This is a genomic window from Bradyrhizobium sp. AUGA SZCCT0158 (assembly GCF_018130065.1).
Classification (GTDB): Bacteria; Pseudomonadota; Alphaproteobacteria; order Rhizobiales; family Xanthobacteraceae; genus Bradyrhizobium.
In genome coordinates this window covers 96,936-114,195 of the sequence record NZ_JAFCME010000003.1, presented here as the reverse complement: position 1 = coordinate 114,195, position 17,260 = coordinate 96,936, and the positions used below count along the sequence as shown (strand labels likewise).

Below are 17,260 nucleotides of genomic sequence, written 5' to 3'. Positions count from 1 at the left end.
GCGCCATTGCGAGCAACGACGCGGCCACCGGCAGCCGGACGTTACGTCGGGCACATTCACCCAAGCGCTATCAACTCGCTACGGCGGTCAACTGCCTGAACGCGTTTTTCTTCGCTTGTGCGGTTCGAGTTTGCGCGATGCTCCCTGGTCTATCTCGAGTTCGCAATGGTGGCGCTGATATTTGCTGCATTCGTGGTCGCCGCGTTCAGCGGGTTCATCAGCTTGATGAACTCGGTCGACGGCGACTCCGCAACCGAAATCACGTCGTGATCGCGCATCCGGAATGAATCTGCGTGGAACCAGCCATCGGGCTTGCTCATGTCGAACTTGTAGATGGCAGGCGCCAGCTCGGTCGGGAATTGAGATACGTTAAGTCCGACCCTCTCCAGCAGCGGCTTTGGTTCGAAGCGATAGACGAAGATCGATTTGGCATCGGCGCGGATGCCGTCCAGACCACCGGCTTTCGCCAGCGCTTCGGCCAACGTCATGCTGTCGTTTTCGAAGGTGAAACGGCGGTTGTTGGTGCCACCGATCGAGCCAGGCGACGGTGTCGAGCCGAAGACCATGAACACCCTCGGAATTCGCGTCAGGAAGACGACGTCGCCGGGAGCGAGCAAGATGTCTTCGCCGGGATGACGGACCACGCTCGACATCGACTCGTTGTAGGTACGGCCAGCTCGTTTGATCGTGATGGTGGATTCGTAAGAGGGATATTTGGGACCGCCTGCACGCGCGATGGCGCCCATCAGTCGAATGCCGCCGGGATCGACGGGGAAGCGCAGCGGCGTGTTGACCTCGCCAAGCACGCTAACCTGGTTGCCGCGCTGCTCTGCAACGCTGACGACGGCCTGTGGGTCGATCGCGCGATCCTTGAGACGTTCGCGGATGATATTGCCTACCGCGCGCGGGGTGAGGCCGGATACCTTGATCGAACCGGCATACGGAATGTTGATGTTGCCCGACTGGTCGACCTGCTGGCGCGGAATGTCGACGAAATTACCCGGCCTCACGCCCGCTTCGCGCGGGATGAACAGACCGCCGGCCTGCGCTTCGTAAACGGTGACGGTGACGATATCGCCGACGCCAATGGTCACATCGCGATAGTTCCCGCCAGGCAATTTGGAAAATACCAATCCCGCCCCGTCGGTGAAGGAATTGGTGGCCTGCAGCACCACCGGATTGATCGGCATCAGGATGTAGGGAAGGGGTGCCGATGGCTGCGTGACGATCGCAGCGTTCGAATGTGTCGCTGATCCATCCGGCGCATCCGTCGGAATAAAGCCCGCGCAGCCGCCAAGGCCGAACGCCAGTGCAGCGAAAAGAGCAGAAGAACAAATCAACCCTCTTGCATTTGCTCTTCTTTCAATCACTGCAGCACCCTCGTGATACGCTTGGTCCAATTTAAAACTCTTCGTCCGGTTTAACCGTAGCAACCATCCGGATCCGAAGTCACTCCCGAGCGACCGCCTTCCGAGGTAAAGCCTCGTCCATGTGACCTTCTTGCAACTTGCATTGAGAGGGTTCTGAGCAAAACCTGGCTAAAGTTTGAGCATGGCGTGTATCGGTCAGTAAGTCTGCCGTTTTCTCGTCACGATCTCGCCTTCATGTCCGGCGGGAAATTAAATACCGTATTATTCGGCGCTATTTAATATCAGGGCGACGGCGCGCATACGCCGCGGCGGATGAGTGCGGTGCCGCGGATCGAGGTCGACATGCAGGGTCGAGCGACCGGCCGAACGAGCAGCCGAATGATCCGCCGAATGATCCTTGGGACGCCGAGCCCAAGGCGGCGGAACGATCGGGCGCGGAACGCGGTTCGGCGCGCTTGCCGCGCCCGCCCGAGGGGCGGATACAGGGCGCCCAGGACAGCCGTCCCGATCGGCTGCAGCGGCGCACGCAGGATTTGAACGGCTAGGTGGGTTCTTGCTTCGCGGCGATCGATGAGCGAACGCGGTCGCTTAGCCAGTGGCCAAAGAACAAAACCCTGGTGACGATGGAATGGCCGCGTCCACCGGACGATTCAAATTGTATTTGACGCCCGCTCGCGGCATCGGATGGATCCGCAGCGTGAGATTTGGCCGGGTTATCGGTTGAGGCAGGATTTGGCCGGATCGGTCGAAAGTACATTGCCAGGGCGAAAAGGATATTAAACACGAACCAGCCTGCCAAAACGTACAGCAGCGTTTCCAAATGGAAGCCTCCTCAGGGGCGTCCGCCACTTATACATGAGTTGGCACGGGGAACTCGCCGCAAATCGATGCCGCAGCGCAACAATATTTCGCGCGCCGCAGCGATCGCCAGTTGTCCAAGATTTGTTAGGGATTTCAGCCGTTAAGCACGAGTCTCTTGGATCGATGTAACTACTTACTAATTCGGGCTCCCTAGCTATACTCCCTTCAAACGAGAAAAGGGGAGGCAGGCGAAATGGATGCCCTACCGATGGCATTGTTGGCGTTCACCGCTGGGTTTTTGACCTGCGCGTTGCTCGTCGCTGTCCTGATACGGTGGTCGTTCTCCGACAGGCGCGAGCGCGGCAACGAGTCCGCCGCCAGCGATGACCAGAAGCCGCGCGGAGTCGACTTTCTGTGGCTGGGCAGGTGATTTGACGAGGCCCGGAAGCCAGCCGTTCAACCCGGCGTCCAGGCCTTTAAAAATTAAGGCCCTTGAAAATTAAATTTCTTTGAAAATTAAGTCGGCGCAGCAAGCAGCAAGGCTGCGGCGACGATCAGAAATTGTTCGGCGAATCCGATTGCAGCTCGGCTTGTTGCCGGGATCGGATGTGATCGCCTCGACCGAGGTCGACATAGACCTGGCTCAGGACGCGATGCGTCTTCTCGATGTCATAAAGCTGTCTGAAGCGCTCGTAGCCTCGCTGACCGACCGCAGGCAGATCGAGCTTCAGCGCGCGCCGAAACCCTTCAGCGAGTTGGGCGGCGGAAGTAGGTTCACAAAGCACACCCGTCACGCCATCTTCGACGATTTCCGGCAACGCGCCGATGCGAAAGGCAATGATCGGTTTGGCCGCCCGCATCGCCTCGAGGGCGACGAGGCCGAAGGCCTCCCAGCGTGACGGGATGACGACGAGATCGGCCTTTTCGAGCTGGGCCTCGATCTGGTGCCGATCCTGCCAGCCCAGCAACGAGACGTTGGAGGGAAGCGCACGCCCCTCATCCTTGTATTTGCCGATCACCGAAGCCCCGACGATCCGGACGTCCACCTGGTCCTCGAGCGCGCGGGCGGCTTCGGTCAGGAGATCGTACCCCTTCTGGCGGTCGAGGCGGCCGATGAACAGAACCTTGGTCTTGTCCGAAGGCCATATCGCCGAGACCGTATCGAGCAGCGGGCGGTGCTTCGAAATACCGTTGTGCACAAGAACCAGGCGATCGGGGTCAATTCCGGCCTGAACCCCCTCTTTGTATTCATCCCTCGAAATGCAGATGATCCGGTCCGTGATCTTCGCGAGGATACCTTCCGTGATTTTGGTGACCTGATGGCTCAGCCGGCCCGTCTCGCGGGAGAACGCCCAGCCATGGGGACAGTAGACGACCCGCGGCCGCTTGCGCCTCAGCAACAGGAACGGGCGGAGAACCAGTCCGGCAAACGAGGAGTGCAGGTGAACGACATCCGGTTGCTGGCGGTGCACCGCGCGCAGGGTCGCGACCAGCATCCGGAACAGGCCCGAAACACCCCGGTCCGAACGGCCGAATTCCGTGATCTCCGCATCTTCGATCCCAACCAAATCGGTCCGATGACCGGATGGAATGACGTAGTGCACGTTGCCGGCGCCGAGGCTGGTGCGCTGGTGGGGGTGCAGCTCGTTGAGATAAGTCGCGATGCCGCCCCGGATCGTTTCGGCGACATGCAGAACTCTCATGGTTCTAACCTGACTGCTGGGCACCCTTAATCCTTCATTTTCTTCGCGCTGATACGACAAGGCTGACCCCATTACGCAGCAATAATTGGGCCGCGATGTGGTGGGTTCCTGCCTTTGTTCAGGTTTAATACGTTTATTTAAATTTTAAACTGGGGGTTTTTCGAGAAAACGCAACATGGCGGCAGCGGATTTATCCCAGGAATAGGCTGCCAGGCGTGATTCCTGTTTCTGCCGCTCGGGGCCGGAGATGCCTCCGGCTGCAATTCTTTCGAGCATGCGCTGATGCAGCTGGTCCACGCTGAGCGGGTCGAAATAGGCGGCGGCGTCGCCGCAGGTCTCGCGTACCGCCTCTGCCGTACTCGCTATCACCGGACAGGCGAAGAACATTGCCTCCAGCGGAGGCACACCGAAGCCCTCATAAAGGCTGGGGAAAATAAACGCATTTGCCCGCGAAAACAGCGCCGCGATCTCTTCGTCGCTGAGCCGGCCCGCCATCACAACTCCGGCCTTTGCGGCGGTGGGGCCGTCCGAAAACACCTTGCTGTTGTCGCCGCCGACCACGACGAGCGGAATATCCGCGCGGCCCAGCCGCTCCGACGCCTGGATCGCCAGCGAAACATTCTTGTTTTTCGTCATCGACCCGACGAAGAGAAAGTATCTGTTGGGAACGAGGCCCAACCGGTCGATCACCCCAAAATCCGGCACTGTTGCCGCAAAATGCTCGGCGCTGTTGGAAAACACCGGAATGGCCGGCGGTGCCAGCCGCAGGGCGGCGGCGAGTTCGCGCCGCGAGAACTCGGAAACCGTGGCAATTGTCGCGGTTCGGGCCAGCAGGTGGCCCAGCGTCCGGTGCAGCATCAGGTAGCTCCGGCTGAAGAAATCCGGCCGGCGAAACACCTGTGCGTCATGCAGGACGACGAGGTGGTTACGGTGCAGAACCGGCCCGGAGTTGGCGAGGCTGATCAGCCGGCCGCCCGCCGACGCCCGCGCAAGGTCGATCTGATCCCAGGCATGCCCGGTCCGTTGGCCCACCTGTCTGGTCCTGATGACGGCGAGGTCGAGCTCGGCCTTCGCGTTGGGCGGGGCGAGGAGCTGCCATTCCGCCGCGAGCAGGGGCTGCGCGGCTTGCCCGGACGCCAGCAGGCGATCCATGGCCTTAACCATTTCGGCGGCATAGCGCTGAACGCCCGTAAGCGATTGCGACAGGAATCTACCGTTGATGAAAATTTTCAAAGACGATCTTCTTCAGCTTTCACGCACCCAGCGCCCGTTGCTGCCTTGTTAGTGGGCACGAGGGAGTGAGTTCGAATTGTGCCAATTCTGGCAAGGCGAAGTCTGGCAAGGCGAAGTCTGGCATGGCGAACCATCCGTGGGAACCGTTCCGCACGCATGCTGCCTCCGTTAAATCAGCACATGCCGTGCTGGCAAGAGAGGTTCAATCAAAAGCAAACCAAACGAGCATGTCGGCTTCATGAATCTTGCAGCGTGCTAATTGTTTAGGAACGAATTTGGTTTGATGTTGATCGGGCGCGCGCTGTCGGCTGGATTTAATTGAGTGGAGATGGAACTCACCGCGCAACAAAAAGCACACATTCTGCGCGCATGGGACGTGCGCGGGCATGTTTCCTTGTTGGATCAGCGCAGAATGGTGGAGCGGGATTTTCGCAATGGCTGGGTCTGGTCCAATTAAGGCAAGCGCCGTTCTCGTCAACGGCGTGAGGTCGTGCGTTCCGGCAGTCATGACGACGGTGGTTTTCAGCTTCTTCATTAATCTGCTCGCATTCACCAGCCCGCTTTATATGCTGCAGATCTATGACCGGGTGATCGGCAGCCGCAACGAGACCACGCTGCTCGGCATCACGCTGCTGGTAGGTTATCTCCTGATCATCAATGCGCTGCTTGAGATGCTGCGCTCGCGCCTGATGGTTCAGGCCAGCCTCGCCGTCGACAGCAAGCTGGCCGGCTCGGTCTTTGATGCAACGCACTCCGCCGGCCTGCATTTCCCTCGCCTTGCCCAGGGACAAACGCTGCGGGACCTCGATTCTGTTCGCGAGTTCATCGCCGGTCCCGCCCTGATTGCGCTGTGCGACCTGCTGTGGATGCCGATCTTCATCGTGACCTGCTTCTTTCTTCACCCCTGGTTCGGGGCTATCGCGCTGGTCGGTTCAGCTCTCATCTTCCTGTTGACGCTTGCCAGTGAGCTCGCCACCACGGGCCCGATGAGCCAAGCCTCCAAGACGTCGATCGCGGCCAATCAGAAGGCCGTATCTGCCCTGCGCAATGCCGAAGTCATTCATGCCATGGGCATGCTCGACGTCCTGCGCGAGACCTGGATTGCGCAACATACCCATGTGCTCAATCTTCAGGCAATCGCGGGCACACGGTCGGGGTTGATGGCGGCCGCGTCCAAGTTCGTCCGCATGTTCCTGCAAGCGATGGTACTGGGCCTTGGCGCCTATCTTGCGATCCACAATCAGATTTCCGCGGGCATGATCATCGCCGCCTCGATCTTTGTCGGGCGGGCCCTTGCTCCGGTCGAGGGCGTCGTCGGAAACTGGAAGGGGCTGACCAACGCGCGCAACAGCTGGAGCAGGCTTGTCAAATTGTTCGCCGTCGCCGGCGAGGAGCCGAAGCGGGTGAGCCTGCCGCGGCCGGTCGGCCATCTGACGCTCGAGGCGGTCACCGCAGGGCCTCCGGAACAGTCCCGCAGCACCTTGCGGAACATCTCGTTCGAAGCACGACCGGGCGAAGTCGTGGGCATTGTCGGCCCGAGCGCCGCCGGAAAATCCAGCCTGGCTCGGGTGATTACGGGCGTGTGGCGACCGTCGTCAGGCAATGTGCGTCTCGACGGCTTCGATTTTTCGCATTGGAATCCGCGCGAACGCGGTCGCTACATCGGTTATCTGCCGCAGGACATTGAGCTGTTTTCCGGAACCGTCGCGCAGAACATCGCGCGCTTTCAAGAGGTCGACAGCGAAGCGGTGATCGAGACCGCCCGGCTTTGCGGATGTCACGAGATGATCCAGCTCTTGCCGGACGGCTACAACACCGCGGTCGGCGAGGGGGGCGCCACGCTATCGGGCGGTCAGCGCCAGCGCATCGGGCTGGCGCGGGCATTCTTTGATCGTCCGGCCCTGGTCGTGCTCGATGAACCCAATGCAAGTCTGGACCAGGGTGGCGAGGAAGCGCTGGTCCAGGCGATCAGCCGATTTCGCTCGTTCGGCACGACAATCGTTCTGATTACCCACAAGATCAGCGTGCTGACCGTAGCCGACAAGATTCTCGTGCTGGAGGGCGGCATGGCGCAGGTGTTTGGTCCGCGCCACGACGTGCTCAAGCATTTGATCGCTCCTCCAGTGCCCGTTCGGGCTGCGGCAGGCTGAGGACGGTCATCATGTTCGAGTTCAAGCTTCCGTTTTCAATTCCCGCGCGCTTCAAGGCCGGTATTCCCCGCCGCGTCCCCAATTCGCTGCCATTTGCCCATGCGCAAGGCAAAACGGCGATCGCCGGATACACGCTGATCATTTTCACTTTCGGAGTGATGGGTGGATGGGCGGCTGTCGCACCGCTCGACCGCGGCGTCGTTGCGCAGGGCGTCGTCATGATCGAGGACAGCCGCAAGGTGGTGCAGCACCTCGAAGGCGGTATGGTGAGCGAGATTTCGGTCAGAGAAGGCCAGTCCGTCGTTGAAGGGCAATTGCTGGTCAATTTGTCACCGCTGCAGGCGAGCTCGGGGCTCGAGACGGTGCGCAGTCAACTCGACGGCGCACTCGCGCTCGAAGCGTCGCTGGTTGCCGAAATCGATCGCCGCGATCGCATCACCTTTCCTCCGGAACTATTGGAGCGGCAGGCCGCTTCACCGATCCTGGCCAGGATCGTCCAGGACCAAACGCTGCAATTTGAAGAGCGCAAGCGCTCGCGTGCGACCCAGATCACGCTGATCGAATCCAAGATTCAGCAGCTCGGGTGGGAAATGGAAGGCATCTCCGTCGAGAAGTCGTCGACCGAGAAGCAGATCGGTTTCCTCGACGAGGAGTTGACGGGCCTTCGTTCGCTGAAGGAGCGGGGACTGATCCCGATCACGCGCGTGCTTGCCATGGAAAGGGAGCGCACGCGCCTTGAGGGCATCGTCGGCCGTGCCATCGCGGATACGGCGAAAGCGACCAACGGAATCAGCGAAGCGCGCCTGCAGGTGATGCAGCTGGAGCAGAAATTCCAGGAGGAAGTATCGGCCCAGCTGCTGGAAACGCGCCAGAAGATAAACACCGCGAAGGAAAAGCTGATCGTGGCGCGGGACTTGTTCACGCGCCTCGATATTCGCGCGCCGCGGGCAGGCACCGTACAGAATCTGAAGGTGTTCACGGTCGGACAGGTCGTTCGTGCCGGCGAATCGCTGATGGAAATCGTTCCCAGCAACCAAAAGCTCGTCGTTCACGCCCAGCTTCCCGTCAACTCGATCGAACATCTCAGCGTGGGGCAGACCGCCGAAATTCGTTTCCCGGGTCTTCGCGCGCGCGGGATTCAAATGATGACCGGAAAGCTGGCATCCATTTCGCATGACAGACTGGTGGACGATGTTACCAAGCAGCCCTATTTCCTCGGCCTCATCGATCTCTCCGATGCCAAGCTCGATGAACGCTACCGCGACAAGCTGATCGCGGGCATGCAGGCCGACGTCGTGGTCGCGACCGGTGAGCGCACGGCGCTGGAATATATCGTGTCGCCGCTGACGGATGCCCTGCATACGTCTTTCAGGGATTGAACGCGCGAACGGCGATTTAAATACTCTGCACACGAATTTGGCAGATTGCGCTTGAAGCGTGGCGAGTTGCCTTACGCTGGTAATGCGCGGACCGAATGAGGATGACCGTGTCGACTTTAGGACCTGTGATTGTCACTGGGGCCGCCGGATTTATCGGCATGCAGGTGTGCGAACGGCTGCTCGCGCGTGGTGAGCAAGTTGTCGGCATCGACGCGCTCACGCCCTATTACGATCCGGCGCTGAAGCGCGCCCGGCTCAATTACCTGAAGCAGCACACGGGCTTCGCATTTCATGAAACGGATCTTGCGGATTCCAGCGCGACGAAACTCGTTTTCGATGCGGTCAGACCCGATCGCGTCGTGCATCTTGCCGCGCAGCCGGGCGTTCGCGCATCGATTGACGATCCGATCGCCTGCATCCGGGCGAATTGCGACGGGTTCGTCACCGTGCTGGAGAGCAGCCGCCGTCACAACGTGAAGCACCTGGTTTTTGCTTCCTCGAGTTCCGTTTACGGCGCCAACCGCACGCTTCCGTACTCGACGGAGCACTCGGTCGATCATCCGGTCAGCCTCTACGCCGCAAGTAAAAAAGCCAACGAGCTGATGGCGCACACCTATGCCCATGTGCACCGGCTTCCGGCCACCGGCCTGCGGTTCTTTACCGTGTACGGCCCGTGGGGAAGGCCGGATATGGCGGCCTATCTCTTCACGCGCGCGATTTTCGAAGGCAAGCCGATCAGGATTTTCAACCACGGTGACATGCGGCGCGACTTCACCTATGTCGACGATATCGCGGAGGGAGTGATCCGCACCCTGGATCGTCCGGCTGCGCCGAATCCGGCCTGGGATGCGGAGCGGCCTGAATCCGCCACAAGTGCGGCTCCGTATCGGGTCTATAACATTGGCAACAACCAGCCGGTAAATTTGCTCGATTTTGTTTCGACGCTCGAACAGATCATTGGAAAGCCGGCGGTTCGGGATCTCCTTCCGATGCAGGCGGGGGACGTGCTCGAGACCTGTGCCGACATATCGGCGCTGCAACGCGATGTCGGCTTCTCGCCGTCGACGCCGTTGGCTGAGGGCCTGCGGCGATTTGTCGAATGGTATCGCGGTTACCATGGCGTGGCGGGCTGACCGGCACGGCCCATCCGGGCGAGAAAAGAAATGGTTACGGCCGGCCTCACCGGCGAACTGCCCGGAGATCTCACGCCCCGCGACTACAATTCGGGCAGATTGTGCCGGACATGATGCTGTTGCATGCCTGCCCGTCGTCTTGAGTAGGTAGGCCGCGGCTCGTGGCACTATTCTTGCGTTTCATTGTCATTCGCATTTCGTGATCGACCGCTAGGTCGTGCGGTGATTGATGGAGATCCTTCGTGCAAGAGACAGGCGTGCGTAACGGTGCCTTTGGCGCCGATAAATTCGGTTTAAAGAAACTCAAAGAGGTTCGCTGGAACCTCGGAGCGCCGCAGCTCTACCAATATTCGCTGTCGTCAGGCGAAGCCGTGCTCTCCGCCGATGGGTCGCTGTGCGCCGACACCGGCGAGTTCACCGGCCGCAGTCCGAAGGACAAGTTCACGGTGCGCGACGTCTCCACCGAGAAGATGTGGTGGGCCGGCAACCAGTCGATCACCTCAGAGCAGTTCGACGCGCTCTATGCCGATTTCCTCACGCACGCCGAAGGCATGACGCTGTTCGCGCAGGATCTCTATGGCGGCGCTGATCCCTCGTTCCAGATCAAGACCCGCGTCTTCACGGAATTGGCCTGGCATTCGCTGTTCATCCGCACGCTGCTGATCCGCCCTGAAGCTGCTGATCTCGCCAGCTTCGTGCCGGAGCTCACCATCATCGATCTGCCGAGCTTCCGCGCCGATCCCAAACGCCACGGCTGCAAGTCCGAGAACGTGGTCGCGATCGATTTCGCCCGCAAGATCGTCCTGATCGGCGGGTCTTATTATGCCGGCGAGATGAAGAAGAGCGTGTTCACGACGCTGAACTATTATCTCCCCGCCAAGGGCGTGCTGCCGATGCACTGCTCGGCCAATGTCGGCCCCGACGGTGACACCGCGATCTTCTTCGGCCTGTCCGGCACCGGCAAGACCACGCTGTCGGCCGATCCCCAGCGCACGCTGATCGGCGACGACGAGCATGGCTGGGGCAAGGACGGCGTCTTCAATTTCGAAGGCGGCTGTTATGCCAAGTGCATCAAGCTCTCTCCCGAAGCCGAGCCGGAGATTTTCGCGGCCTCCAACCGCTTCGGCGCGGTGCTGGAAAACGTCGTGCTCGACGAGCGCACCCGCGTGCCTGACTTCGATGACGGTTCAAAAACCGAAAACACCCGCTCGGCCTATCCGCTCGATTTCATCCCGAACGCCTCGCGCACCGGACGTGCCGGCCAGCCCAAGAACGTGGTGATGCTGGCGGCCGACGCCTTCGGCGTGCTGCCGCCGATCGCCAAACTGACCCCGGCGCAGGCGATGTATCACTTCCTGTCCGGCTACACCGCCAAGGTCGCCGGCACCGAGCGCGGTCTCGGCAACGAGCCGCAGCCGGAATTTTCGACTTGCTTCGGCTCGCCGTTCCTGCCGCTCGATCCGTCGGTCTACGGCAACATGCTGCGCGAGCTGATCGCCAAGCACAATGTCGATTGCTGGCTGGTCAACACCGGCTGGACCGGTGGCAAATACGGCACCGGAAGCCGGATGCCGATCAAGGTGACGCGGGCGCTATTGACCGCGGCGCTTAACGGTTCGCTGCGCAATGTCGAATTCCGCACCGACAAATATTTCGGTTTTGCGGTGCCGACGGCGCTGCCGGGTGTCCCCAGCGACATCCTCAATCCCGTCAACACCTGGCAGGACAAGGCCGAGTTCGACAAGACCGCGCGCGCACTGGTCGGCATGTTCCAGAAGAATTTTGCGAAATTCGAAGCCCAGGTCGACGCCGACGTCCGCGCTGCTGCACCGGAAGTGAAGCTCGCGGCGGAGTGATCCGAACGTCATTTCTCGGAAATTAAGAGGGCGACCGCAAGGTCGCCCTTTTTTCAAAGAACGCTTGTTCTTGATGCGGCTGCTCTGGCTATCGTCCTTGCAGCATCGCGTTTGTCGGCGTCCGGCGGTCGGTGATCTGCAGGCCGAACAGGCTGCCGATCAGCTCCACTGCGACGCGCGCGGTGCGGCCGCGCTCGTCGAGGAACGGATTGAGTTCGACGATGTCGACCGAGCGCACCAGTTCCGAATCATGCAGCAGTTCCATGACCAGATGCGCCTCGCGATAGGTCGCGCCGCCGGGCACGGTGGTGCCGACACCCGGTGCGACCGCCGGATCGAGAAAATCGACGTCGAAGCTGAGATGCAGCACGCCATTTTTCGCCTTCACGCGCTCGATGACGCGGCGGATCAGCACGCCGACGCCGAATTCGTCGAGCGCGCGCATGTCGGCGATCGCGACGCGGCGGTCCTGAACCAGCTTCTTTTCCAGGGGATCGATCGACCGGATGCCGAACAAATCGAGCTGATCCGGCGTGATCGAGGCGCGCGGCTGATCGCCGAGCAGATCGTCCAGCCCGCCTTCGCCGCACAGGAACGCCGAGGACATGCCGTGCATGTTGCCGGTGATGGTAGTGTCGGGCGTGTTGTAGTCGGCATGCGCATCGAGCCACAGGACGAACAGCGGCCGGCCCTGTTCTTTCCAATAGCGCGCAACGCCATTGACCGATCCCATCGAGAGCGAATGATCGCCGCCCATGAAGATCGGCACCGCGCCGGAACGCGCCAAGTGGTAGGCGCGCTCGCTGAGCAGCCGAATCCAGGTTTTCACCTCGTCGTAGAATTTGGCGTTGGCAGGCGGCGGTCCGTCCGAAATGACTTTCGATATCGAAAGGTCGCCGTGATCCTCGACGGCAAATCCCAACTGGTCGAGCACGCGTGCAATGCCCGCGGTTCTTAGCGCCGCGGGGCCCATCAGCGTGCCGGCCTGCGAAGCACCGATTTCGATGGGGATGCCGAGCAGGGCGATATCGGGCTTCTTGGCGTCGGGTTGGGACATGAGCCGCCTTCCAGGACCTAGGGAACGGAAGATGAGGCCCGTATGTTCCCTTACGCCTTGAAATACGCGATTTGCGTCGTCGTTGCGAGCAGCCGTCCGTTCGGCGACCACAATTCGCCGTTCTGGTCGCCATAAGACTTGTGGAAAATCTTGGCGTCGGCCACCGCCAGCACGCGCGTGATGTCTTCCGCGGCGAGATCGGCGGCGTCGGCGTGGAAATAGGTCGTGATCGACACCGTGCCAAACGGTACCAGTTCGCCCCTGGCGTGGAAGATACGGCCAAAAAACGCGTCCGACATCGACATCAGCGACAGCGCGTCGATCTTCCGCGGCACCCGGTCGCCGATCCACAGTTTCGAGAACGAGTTCGGCTCGGCCGACGACGCCGAGCCCCAACCCGGCTCGCCCTCGACGAAACGGAAATCATACTGCTTGACCCAGGGAGCGGCGACCTTTCCGTAAGGCAGCGTCTGCTCGTAGGGTTTTGACGACGGGAACGGCGCCTGCGCGTGCGACCATGACGGCCGGCGTTCGGCGAACACCGCGGTGGCCAGCGTCGCCACCTCGCCGCCGCCTTGCGTCATCTCCACGCACCAATGCTGCGTCGAACGGTTGGCCTTGACCAGCCGCACGTCGAGATCGAAGGCGCCTTGCGCGACCGGCGCGCAGAAATTGACCGTGAGCGACAATGGATCGCCCGATCGTTGCGGGTGGTCCATGAGGGCGCGCAGGATTGTGGCCGCAGTGCAGCCGCCGAACGGGCCGACAAAGGCCCAGTAATCCTCGCTGGTCTTGCCCTGCCAGCGGCTGTCGCCGGCGGTGACCTGCGTGGCGTCGTCGAACAGATGCGGTGTCTTGGTAAGCATGGAATTCCCCGGGGTACTTGCCGTGCAGTATCACCGCAACTGGCATGAATTCAATGACGTGACAGGTAATGGCTTTCTCCGTCACGGCTGGGCGTAGCCGTCCGAAGAACGGCGTCGCTTCCGCTTGCCTATGCCCGGCCATCCACGTCTTTCTGGCGGCGACACTGTAAGACGTAGATGCCCGGGACAAGCCCGGCCATGACGACTGAGACCAACAGCGGGATAATGCCTCAGCCCGACACGCCGCGCTGGGCATCCTGCTCCTGCACGGGCGCGGTCGGCAGCACCGGCACGTGCCAGATATCCGCGGCGTATTCGCGGATGGTGCGGTCGGAGGAGAACCACGGCATCCGCGCCACGTTGAGGATCGAGGCCCGCGTCCACGCCGGCATCACCTGCCAGCGCGCATCGATGCCGCGCTGGGCCTCGTAATAGGAATCGAAATCGGCGGCGCACATGTAGTGGTCGAACTGGCGCAGCGTGTGGCCGATCGCCTCGAACCGGGCGGGGTCGCCGGGCGAAAAGTCGCCGCTCTCGATCGCGCTGATCGCCCGCGACAGCCGCGGCGAGCGGCGGATCACGTCGGAGGCATCCAGCCCCTGCCGGCGCCGGACCATGACGTCGCCGGCCTCCATGCCGAAGATCGCGATGTTTTCCGCGCCGACATGGTCGCGGATTTCGATGTTGGCGCCATCGAGCGTGCCGATGGTCAAGGCGCCGTTGAGCGCGAGCTTCATGTTGCCGGTGCCGGAGGCTTCCATGCCGGCGGTCGAGATCTGTTCGGACAGGTCCGCCGCCGGAATGATCACTTCGGCCAGGCTGACATTGTAGTTGGCGAGGAACACGATCTTCAGCCGTCCCGCGACCGCGGGATCGTTGTTGACGATCTCGGCGACGTCGTTGATCAGCTTGATGATCAGCTTGGCGGTGCGATAGCTCGCCGCCGCCTTGCCGGCGAAGATTTTCACCCGCGGCACCCAGTCGCGCTGGGGTTCATCCTTGATCGCCTGATACAGCGCGACCGCCTCGAGGATGTTGAGCAGTTGCCGCTTGTATTCGTGGATGCGCTTGATCTGGACGTCGAACAGCGCCGACGGATCGACCTTGATGCTGAGGCGCTCGCCGATCGCCCGCGCCAGCGCCAGCTTGTTCTGCAGCTTGACGTCGCGGAACTGCTGCTGGAACGAATTGTCGCCGCAATGGTCTTCGAGGCGCTGCAGCCGCGAGAAATCGTCGAGCACGGCTTCGCCGCAGGTCTCGCGCAACAGCCCGGTGAGTTTCGGATTGGCCAGCATCAGCCAGCGCCGGAAGGTGATGCCGTTGGTCTTGTTGGTGATGCGCTGCGGATAGAGATGGTTGAGATCGTGGAACACGGTCTCCTTCATCAGGTCGGAATGCATCGCCGAGACGCCGTTGATGCGGTGCGAGCCGACAAAAGCCAGTTGTCCCATCCGCACCCGGCGGCCGGAGCGCTCGTCGATCAGCGACACCGAGGCGCGGAAGTCGATATCGCCGGGAGCGCGTTGCTCCGCCAGCGCCAGATGCGCGGCGTTGATGCGGTAGATGATTTCAAGATGCCGCGGCAGCAGCCGTTCGAACAGTTCGACCGGCCAGGTCTCGAGTGCTTCCGGCAGCAGCGTGTGGTTGGTGTAGGACAGCGTCGCGACCGTGATCTTCCAGGCCTCGTCCCAGCGGAAATTATGCAGGTCGACCAGTAGCCGCATCAGTTCGGTGACGGCAAGGCTCGGATGGGTGTCATTGAGCTGTACCGCGGCCTTTTGCGCCAGGCTGCGCAATTGTCCATCGGCGGCGAGGTGCCGCTTGACCAGATCCTGCAGTGAGGCGGAGACGAAGAAATATTCCTGGCGCAGCCGCAATTCGCGGCCCGCGGCGCTCTCGTCGTTCGGATAGAGGAATTTGCAGATCGATTCGGCGCGCGCTTCCTCGGCCATTGCGCCGAGATAGTCGCCGGTGTTGAAGGCATCTAACCGCAGCGGATCGGGCGAGCGCGCCGACCACAGCCGCAGCGCGTTCACATGCTGGCCGCGCCAGCCGACGATCGGGGTATCGTAGGCGACGGCCTGCACGGTTTCGCCGGGATGCCAGCTGGCGCGTTCGCGGCCGCGGTCCGCGACATGGGTGACGTGGCCGCCGAAATGCACCTGATAGACCACCTCGGAGCGCTGGAATTCCCAGGGGTTGCCGAAGCCGAGCCACTCGTCGGGATATTCCTGCTGCCAGCCCTGCGCGATGATCTGGCGGAACAGGCCGAAATCGTAGCGGATGCCGTAGCCGATGGCGGGAATGGCGAGGGTGGCCATGCTTTCCATGAAGCAGGCCGCCAGCCGCCCGAGGCCGCCATTGCCGAGCGCCGCATCCGGTTCGCAATTGCGCAGGTCCGACAAATCGACGCCGAGATCGCCCAGCGCCGCCTCGAACAGCGGCAGCAGGCCCATATTGTTCAGCGCGTCGGTAAACAGGCGCCCGATCAGGAATTCGAGCGAGAGGTAATAGACCCGCTTGCGGCCGGCGTCGTAATTATCCTTCTCGGCCGTCAGCCAGCGGTGCACAATGCGGTCGCGCAGCGCCAATGCTGCGGCCTTGTACCAGTCGCGCTTGGTCGCCATGCCGGTGTCCTTGCCGATGGCAAGCCGCAGCTTGGCGAGAATCGCGCCCTTGATCTCGGAAAGCGCCAGTTCGTCGATCGGTTGGCCCGGCACCGGAAAACTCCCTGCGAATGCTTGTTCTTGCAACGCGTCAATCCCTGCAGTTTCAGACTCAACGAAAGGATACGCGCCTTGCACCACAACCGAAACTATCCAGACGTTTGTTGTGCACCGCGCTGGTATGTTTTTATGCAAGGACCGGGCCGATTTGGTGGCCTCCGTGCGCCGATTTCGGTGCTAGAATAACGGCCGAGAGCCTGGATATCGCCTTGAGTCTGAAGGAGGGTGGGCCATGAGATTGATCATCGAGATCGCCGCTGCGACGCTTCTGATGGTCTGCATCAGCGTCACCAGCGCCGCGTTCGCCGCCGGCAAGGCGGGCAAAACCGCCGATGGATTGGGATGCTCGTTCAGCGTCGCGAAGAATGCGGCGCCCGCCACCCGGTGTGCGGCGATGAAGCGGCAATGCGGCGGAAAATTCTACGCCAATTATTGCGGCGGCAAGATGCTGTCGGCGATGTGAGCCATAACGAAGCCAATCCGTCCGAACCTGCCTCGCAAGAAGAAATGATCCCGCCGATCGGTTCAATCTCGCTGTGCCCGGCCGACCATGCCGACGCAGAAGCTTTCGCCGCGCTTCGGATTCTGGCGATGCGGGAGAGCCTCGAACGCATCGGACGCTTTGATCCGCAGCGCGCCCGCGAGCGGTTCCTGTCGGGCTTCGTGCCTGAATTCACCCGGCATATCCTGGTCGACGGATCGCGCGCGGGATTGGTGGTCGTGAAGCCGGATGATGAAGGCTTGGTGCTCGATCACCTCTATGTCGATCCGCACTATCAGGGCCGCGGCGTGGGTGCAGCGGTGCTCGCCGAAGTTTTCGCCGAAGCGGACCGGCAAAGAAAGCCGTTGCGGGTCACCGCGCTGCGCGGCAGCGATTCAAACCGCTTTTATGTCAGGCACGGCTTCACGCTCGTTAGGGAAGCCGAGTGGGACAATTACTATCTGCGTCCCGCCATGGGATAGTTCCCGCTGGTCTTGGCGCTACC

14 protein-coding genes are annotated in these 17,260 nt (G+C 61.5%); 6 read left to right on the top strand and 8 right to left on the bottom strand.

Annotation, left to right across the window (positions count from 1 at the left end; all coding sequences use genetic code 11):
* Nucleotides 1-149: 149 nt before the first annotated feature.
* The 5 genes from JQ574_RS05345 to JQ574_RS05325 all read right to left on the bottom strand — a co-directional run bounded on the left by JQ574_RS05345 (nucleotide 150) and on the right by JQ574_RS05325 (nucleotide 5,642).
* Complete coding sequence (locus tag JQ574_RS05345) at nucleotides 150-1,340, bottom strand: polysaccharide biosynthesis/export family protein (protein WP_249119125.1); 1,191 nt, start codon at nucleotides 1,338-1,340, stop codon at nucleotides 150-152.
* 571 nt (nucleotides 1,341-1,911) lie between these two features.
* Nucleotides 1,912-2,190, bottom strand: a complete 279-nt coding sequence (locus tag JQ574_RS05340; RefSeq protein WP_212213661.1) for a hypothetical protein — start codon at nucleotides 2,188-2,190, stop codon at nucleotides 1,912-1,914.
* 535 nt (nucleotides 2,191-2,725) lie between these two features.
* Nucleotides 2,726-3,874, bottom strand: a complete 1,149-nt coding sequence (locus JQ574_RS05335) for a glycosyltransferase family 4 protein (protein ID WP_212213658.1) — start codon at nucleotides 3,872-3,874, stop codon at nucleotides 2,726-2,728.
* A gap of 144 nt (nucleotides 3,875-4,018) precedes the next feature.
* Nucleotides 4,019-5,107 carry a glycosyltransferase family 1 protein gene (locus JQ574_RS05330; RefSeq protein ID WP_212296552.1) on the bottom strand — a complete coding sequence of 363 codons (1,089 nt, stop codon included), beginning with the start codon at nucleotides 5,105-5,107 and terminating at the stop codon, nucleotides 4,019-4,021.
* Between the two features lie 202 nt (nucleotides 5,108-5,309).
* Nucleotides 5,310-5,642: a hypothetical protein gene (locus JQ574_RS05325; protein ID WP_212213776.1), complete on the bottom strand. Its 333-nt coding sequence runs from the start codon at nucleotides 5,640-5,642 to the stop codon at nucleotides 5,310-5,312.
* Here JQ574_RS05325 and JQ574_RS05320 point away from each other — a divergent pair.
* From JQ574_RS05320 to JQ574_RS05305, 4 genes are all read left to right on the top strand, one after another.
* Nucleotides 5,614-7,257: a type I secretion system permease/ATPase gene (locus JQ574_RS05320; RefSeq protein ID WP_249119124.1), complete on the top strand. Its 1,644-nt coding sequence runs from the start codon at nucleotides 5,614-5,616 to the stop codon at nucleotides 7,255-7,257. The two genes, JQ574_RS05325 and JQ574_RS05320, sit on opposite strands and share 29 nt — an antisense overlap.
* Nucleotides 7,258-7,268: 11 nt before the next feature.
* Entirely contained in the window at nucleotides 7,269-8,636 is a 1,368-nt protein-coding gene (locus tag JQ574_RS05315; RefSeq protein ID WP_212213652.1) for an HlyD family type I secretion periplasmic adaptor subunit, read from the top strand.
* A gap of 101 nt (nucleotides 8,637-8,737) precedes the next feature.
* Complete coding sequence (locus JQ574_RS05310; protein ID WP_212213650.1) at nucleotides 8,738-9,769, top strand: NAD-dependent epimerase; 1,032 nt, start codon at nucleotides 8,738-8,740, stop codon at nucleotides 9,767-9,769.
* A 242-nt stretch (nucleotides 9,770-10,011) separates the two neighbouring features.
* A complete protein-coding gene (locus JQ574_RS05305) occupies nucleotides 10,012-11,625 on the top strand; it encodes a phosphoenolpyruvate carboxykinase (RefSeq protein WP_212383369.1) in 1,614 nt (537 codons plus the stop codon).
* A gap of 88 nt (nucleotides 11,626-11,713) precedes the next feature.
* Here the strand turns inward: JQ574_RS05305 and rocF are convergent, their stop codons facing one another.
* The 3 genes from rocF to JQ574_RS05290 form a co-directional block, all read right to left on the bottom strand.
* Complete coding sequence (gene rocF, locus JQ574_RS05300; RefSeq protein WP_212209294.1) at nucleotides 11,714-12,682, bottom strand: arginase; 969 nt, start codon at nucleotides 12,680-12,682, stop codon at nucleotides 11,714-11,716.
* 50 nt (nucleotides 12,683-12,732) lie between these two features.
* A complete protein-coding gene (locus JQ574_RS05295; RefSeq protein WP_212209295.1) occupies nucleotides 12,733-13,548 on the bottom strand; it encodes an acyl-CoA thioesterase II in 816 nt (271 codons plus the stop codon).
* A 230-nt stretch (nucleotides 13,549-13,778) separates the two neighbouring features.
* On the bottom strand, nucleotides 13,779-16,301 hold the full coding sequence (locus JQ574_RS05290) for a glycogen/starch/alpha-glucan phosphorylase (RefSeq protein ID WP_212209296.1): 2,523 nt from the start codon (nucleotides 16,299-16,301) through the stop codon (nucleotides 13,779-13,781).
* Between the two features lie 205 nt (nucleotides 16,302-16,506).
* Between JQ574_RS05290 and JQ574_RS05285 the strand changes: the two genes are divergently transcribed.
* Both JQ574_RS05285 and JQ574_RS05280 read left to right on the top strand, forming a co-directional pair.
* On the top strand, nucleotides 16,507-16,737 hold the full coding sequence (locus JQ574_RS05285; protein WP_212209297.1) for a hypothetical protein: 231 nt from the start codon (nucleotides 16,507-16,509) through the stop codon (nucleotides 16,735-16,737).
* 44 nt (nucleotides 16,738-16,781) lie between these two features.
* Nucleotides 16,782-17,237 (top strand): GNAT family N-acetyltransferase, encoded by a 456-nt coding sequence (locus tag JQ574_RS05280; RefSeq protein ID WP_212209298.1) that lies wholly within the window; start codon nucleotides 16,782-16,784, stop codon nucleotides 17,235-17,237.
* Nucleotides 17,238-17,260 lie beyond the last annotated feature (23 nt).

Bases quoted from the DNA above. Each gene is read 5' to 3' on its own strand.
- rocF (WP_212209294.1), bottom strand. From the start codon at position 12,682: ATGTCCCAACCCGACGCCAAGAAGCCCGATATCGCCCTGCTCGGCATC.
- JQ574_RS05315 (WP_212213652.1), top strand. From the start codon at position 7,269: ATGTTCGAGTTCAAGCTTCCGTTTTCAATTCCCGCGCGCTTCAAGGCC.
- JQ574_RS05310 (WP_212213650.1), top strand. From the start codon at position 8,738: ATGACCGTGTCGACTTTAGGACCTGTGATTGTCACTGGGGCCGCCGGA.
- JQ574_RS05295 (WP_212209295.1), bottom strand. From the start codon at position 13,548: ATGCTTACCAAGACACCGCATCTGTTCGACGACGCCACGCAGGTCACC.
- JQ574_RS05280 (WP_212209298.1), top strand. From the start codon at position 16,782: ATGATCCCGCCGATCGGTTCAATCTCGCTGTGCCCGGCCGACCATGCC.
- JQ574_RS05320 (WP_249119124.1), top strand. From the start codon at position 5,614: ATGACGACGGTGGTTTTCAGCTTCTTCATTAATCTGCTCGCATTCACC.
- JQ574_RS05285 (WP_212209297.1), top strand. From the start codon at position 16,507: ATGAGATTGATCATCGAGATCGCCGCTGCGACGCTTCTGATGGTCTGC.
- JQ574_RS05325 (WP_212213776.1), bottom strand. From the start codon at position 5,642: ATGAAGAAGCTGAAAACCACCGTCGTCATGACTGCCGGAACGCACGAC.
- JQ574_RS05335 (WP_212213658.1), bottom strand. From the start codon at position 3,874: ATGAGAGTTCTGCATGTCGCCGAAACGATCCGGGGCGGCATCGCGACT.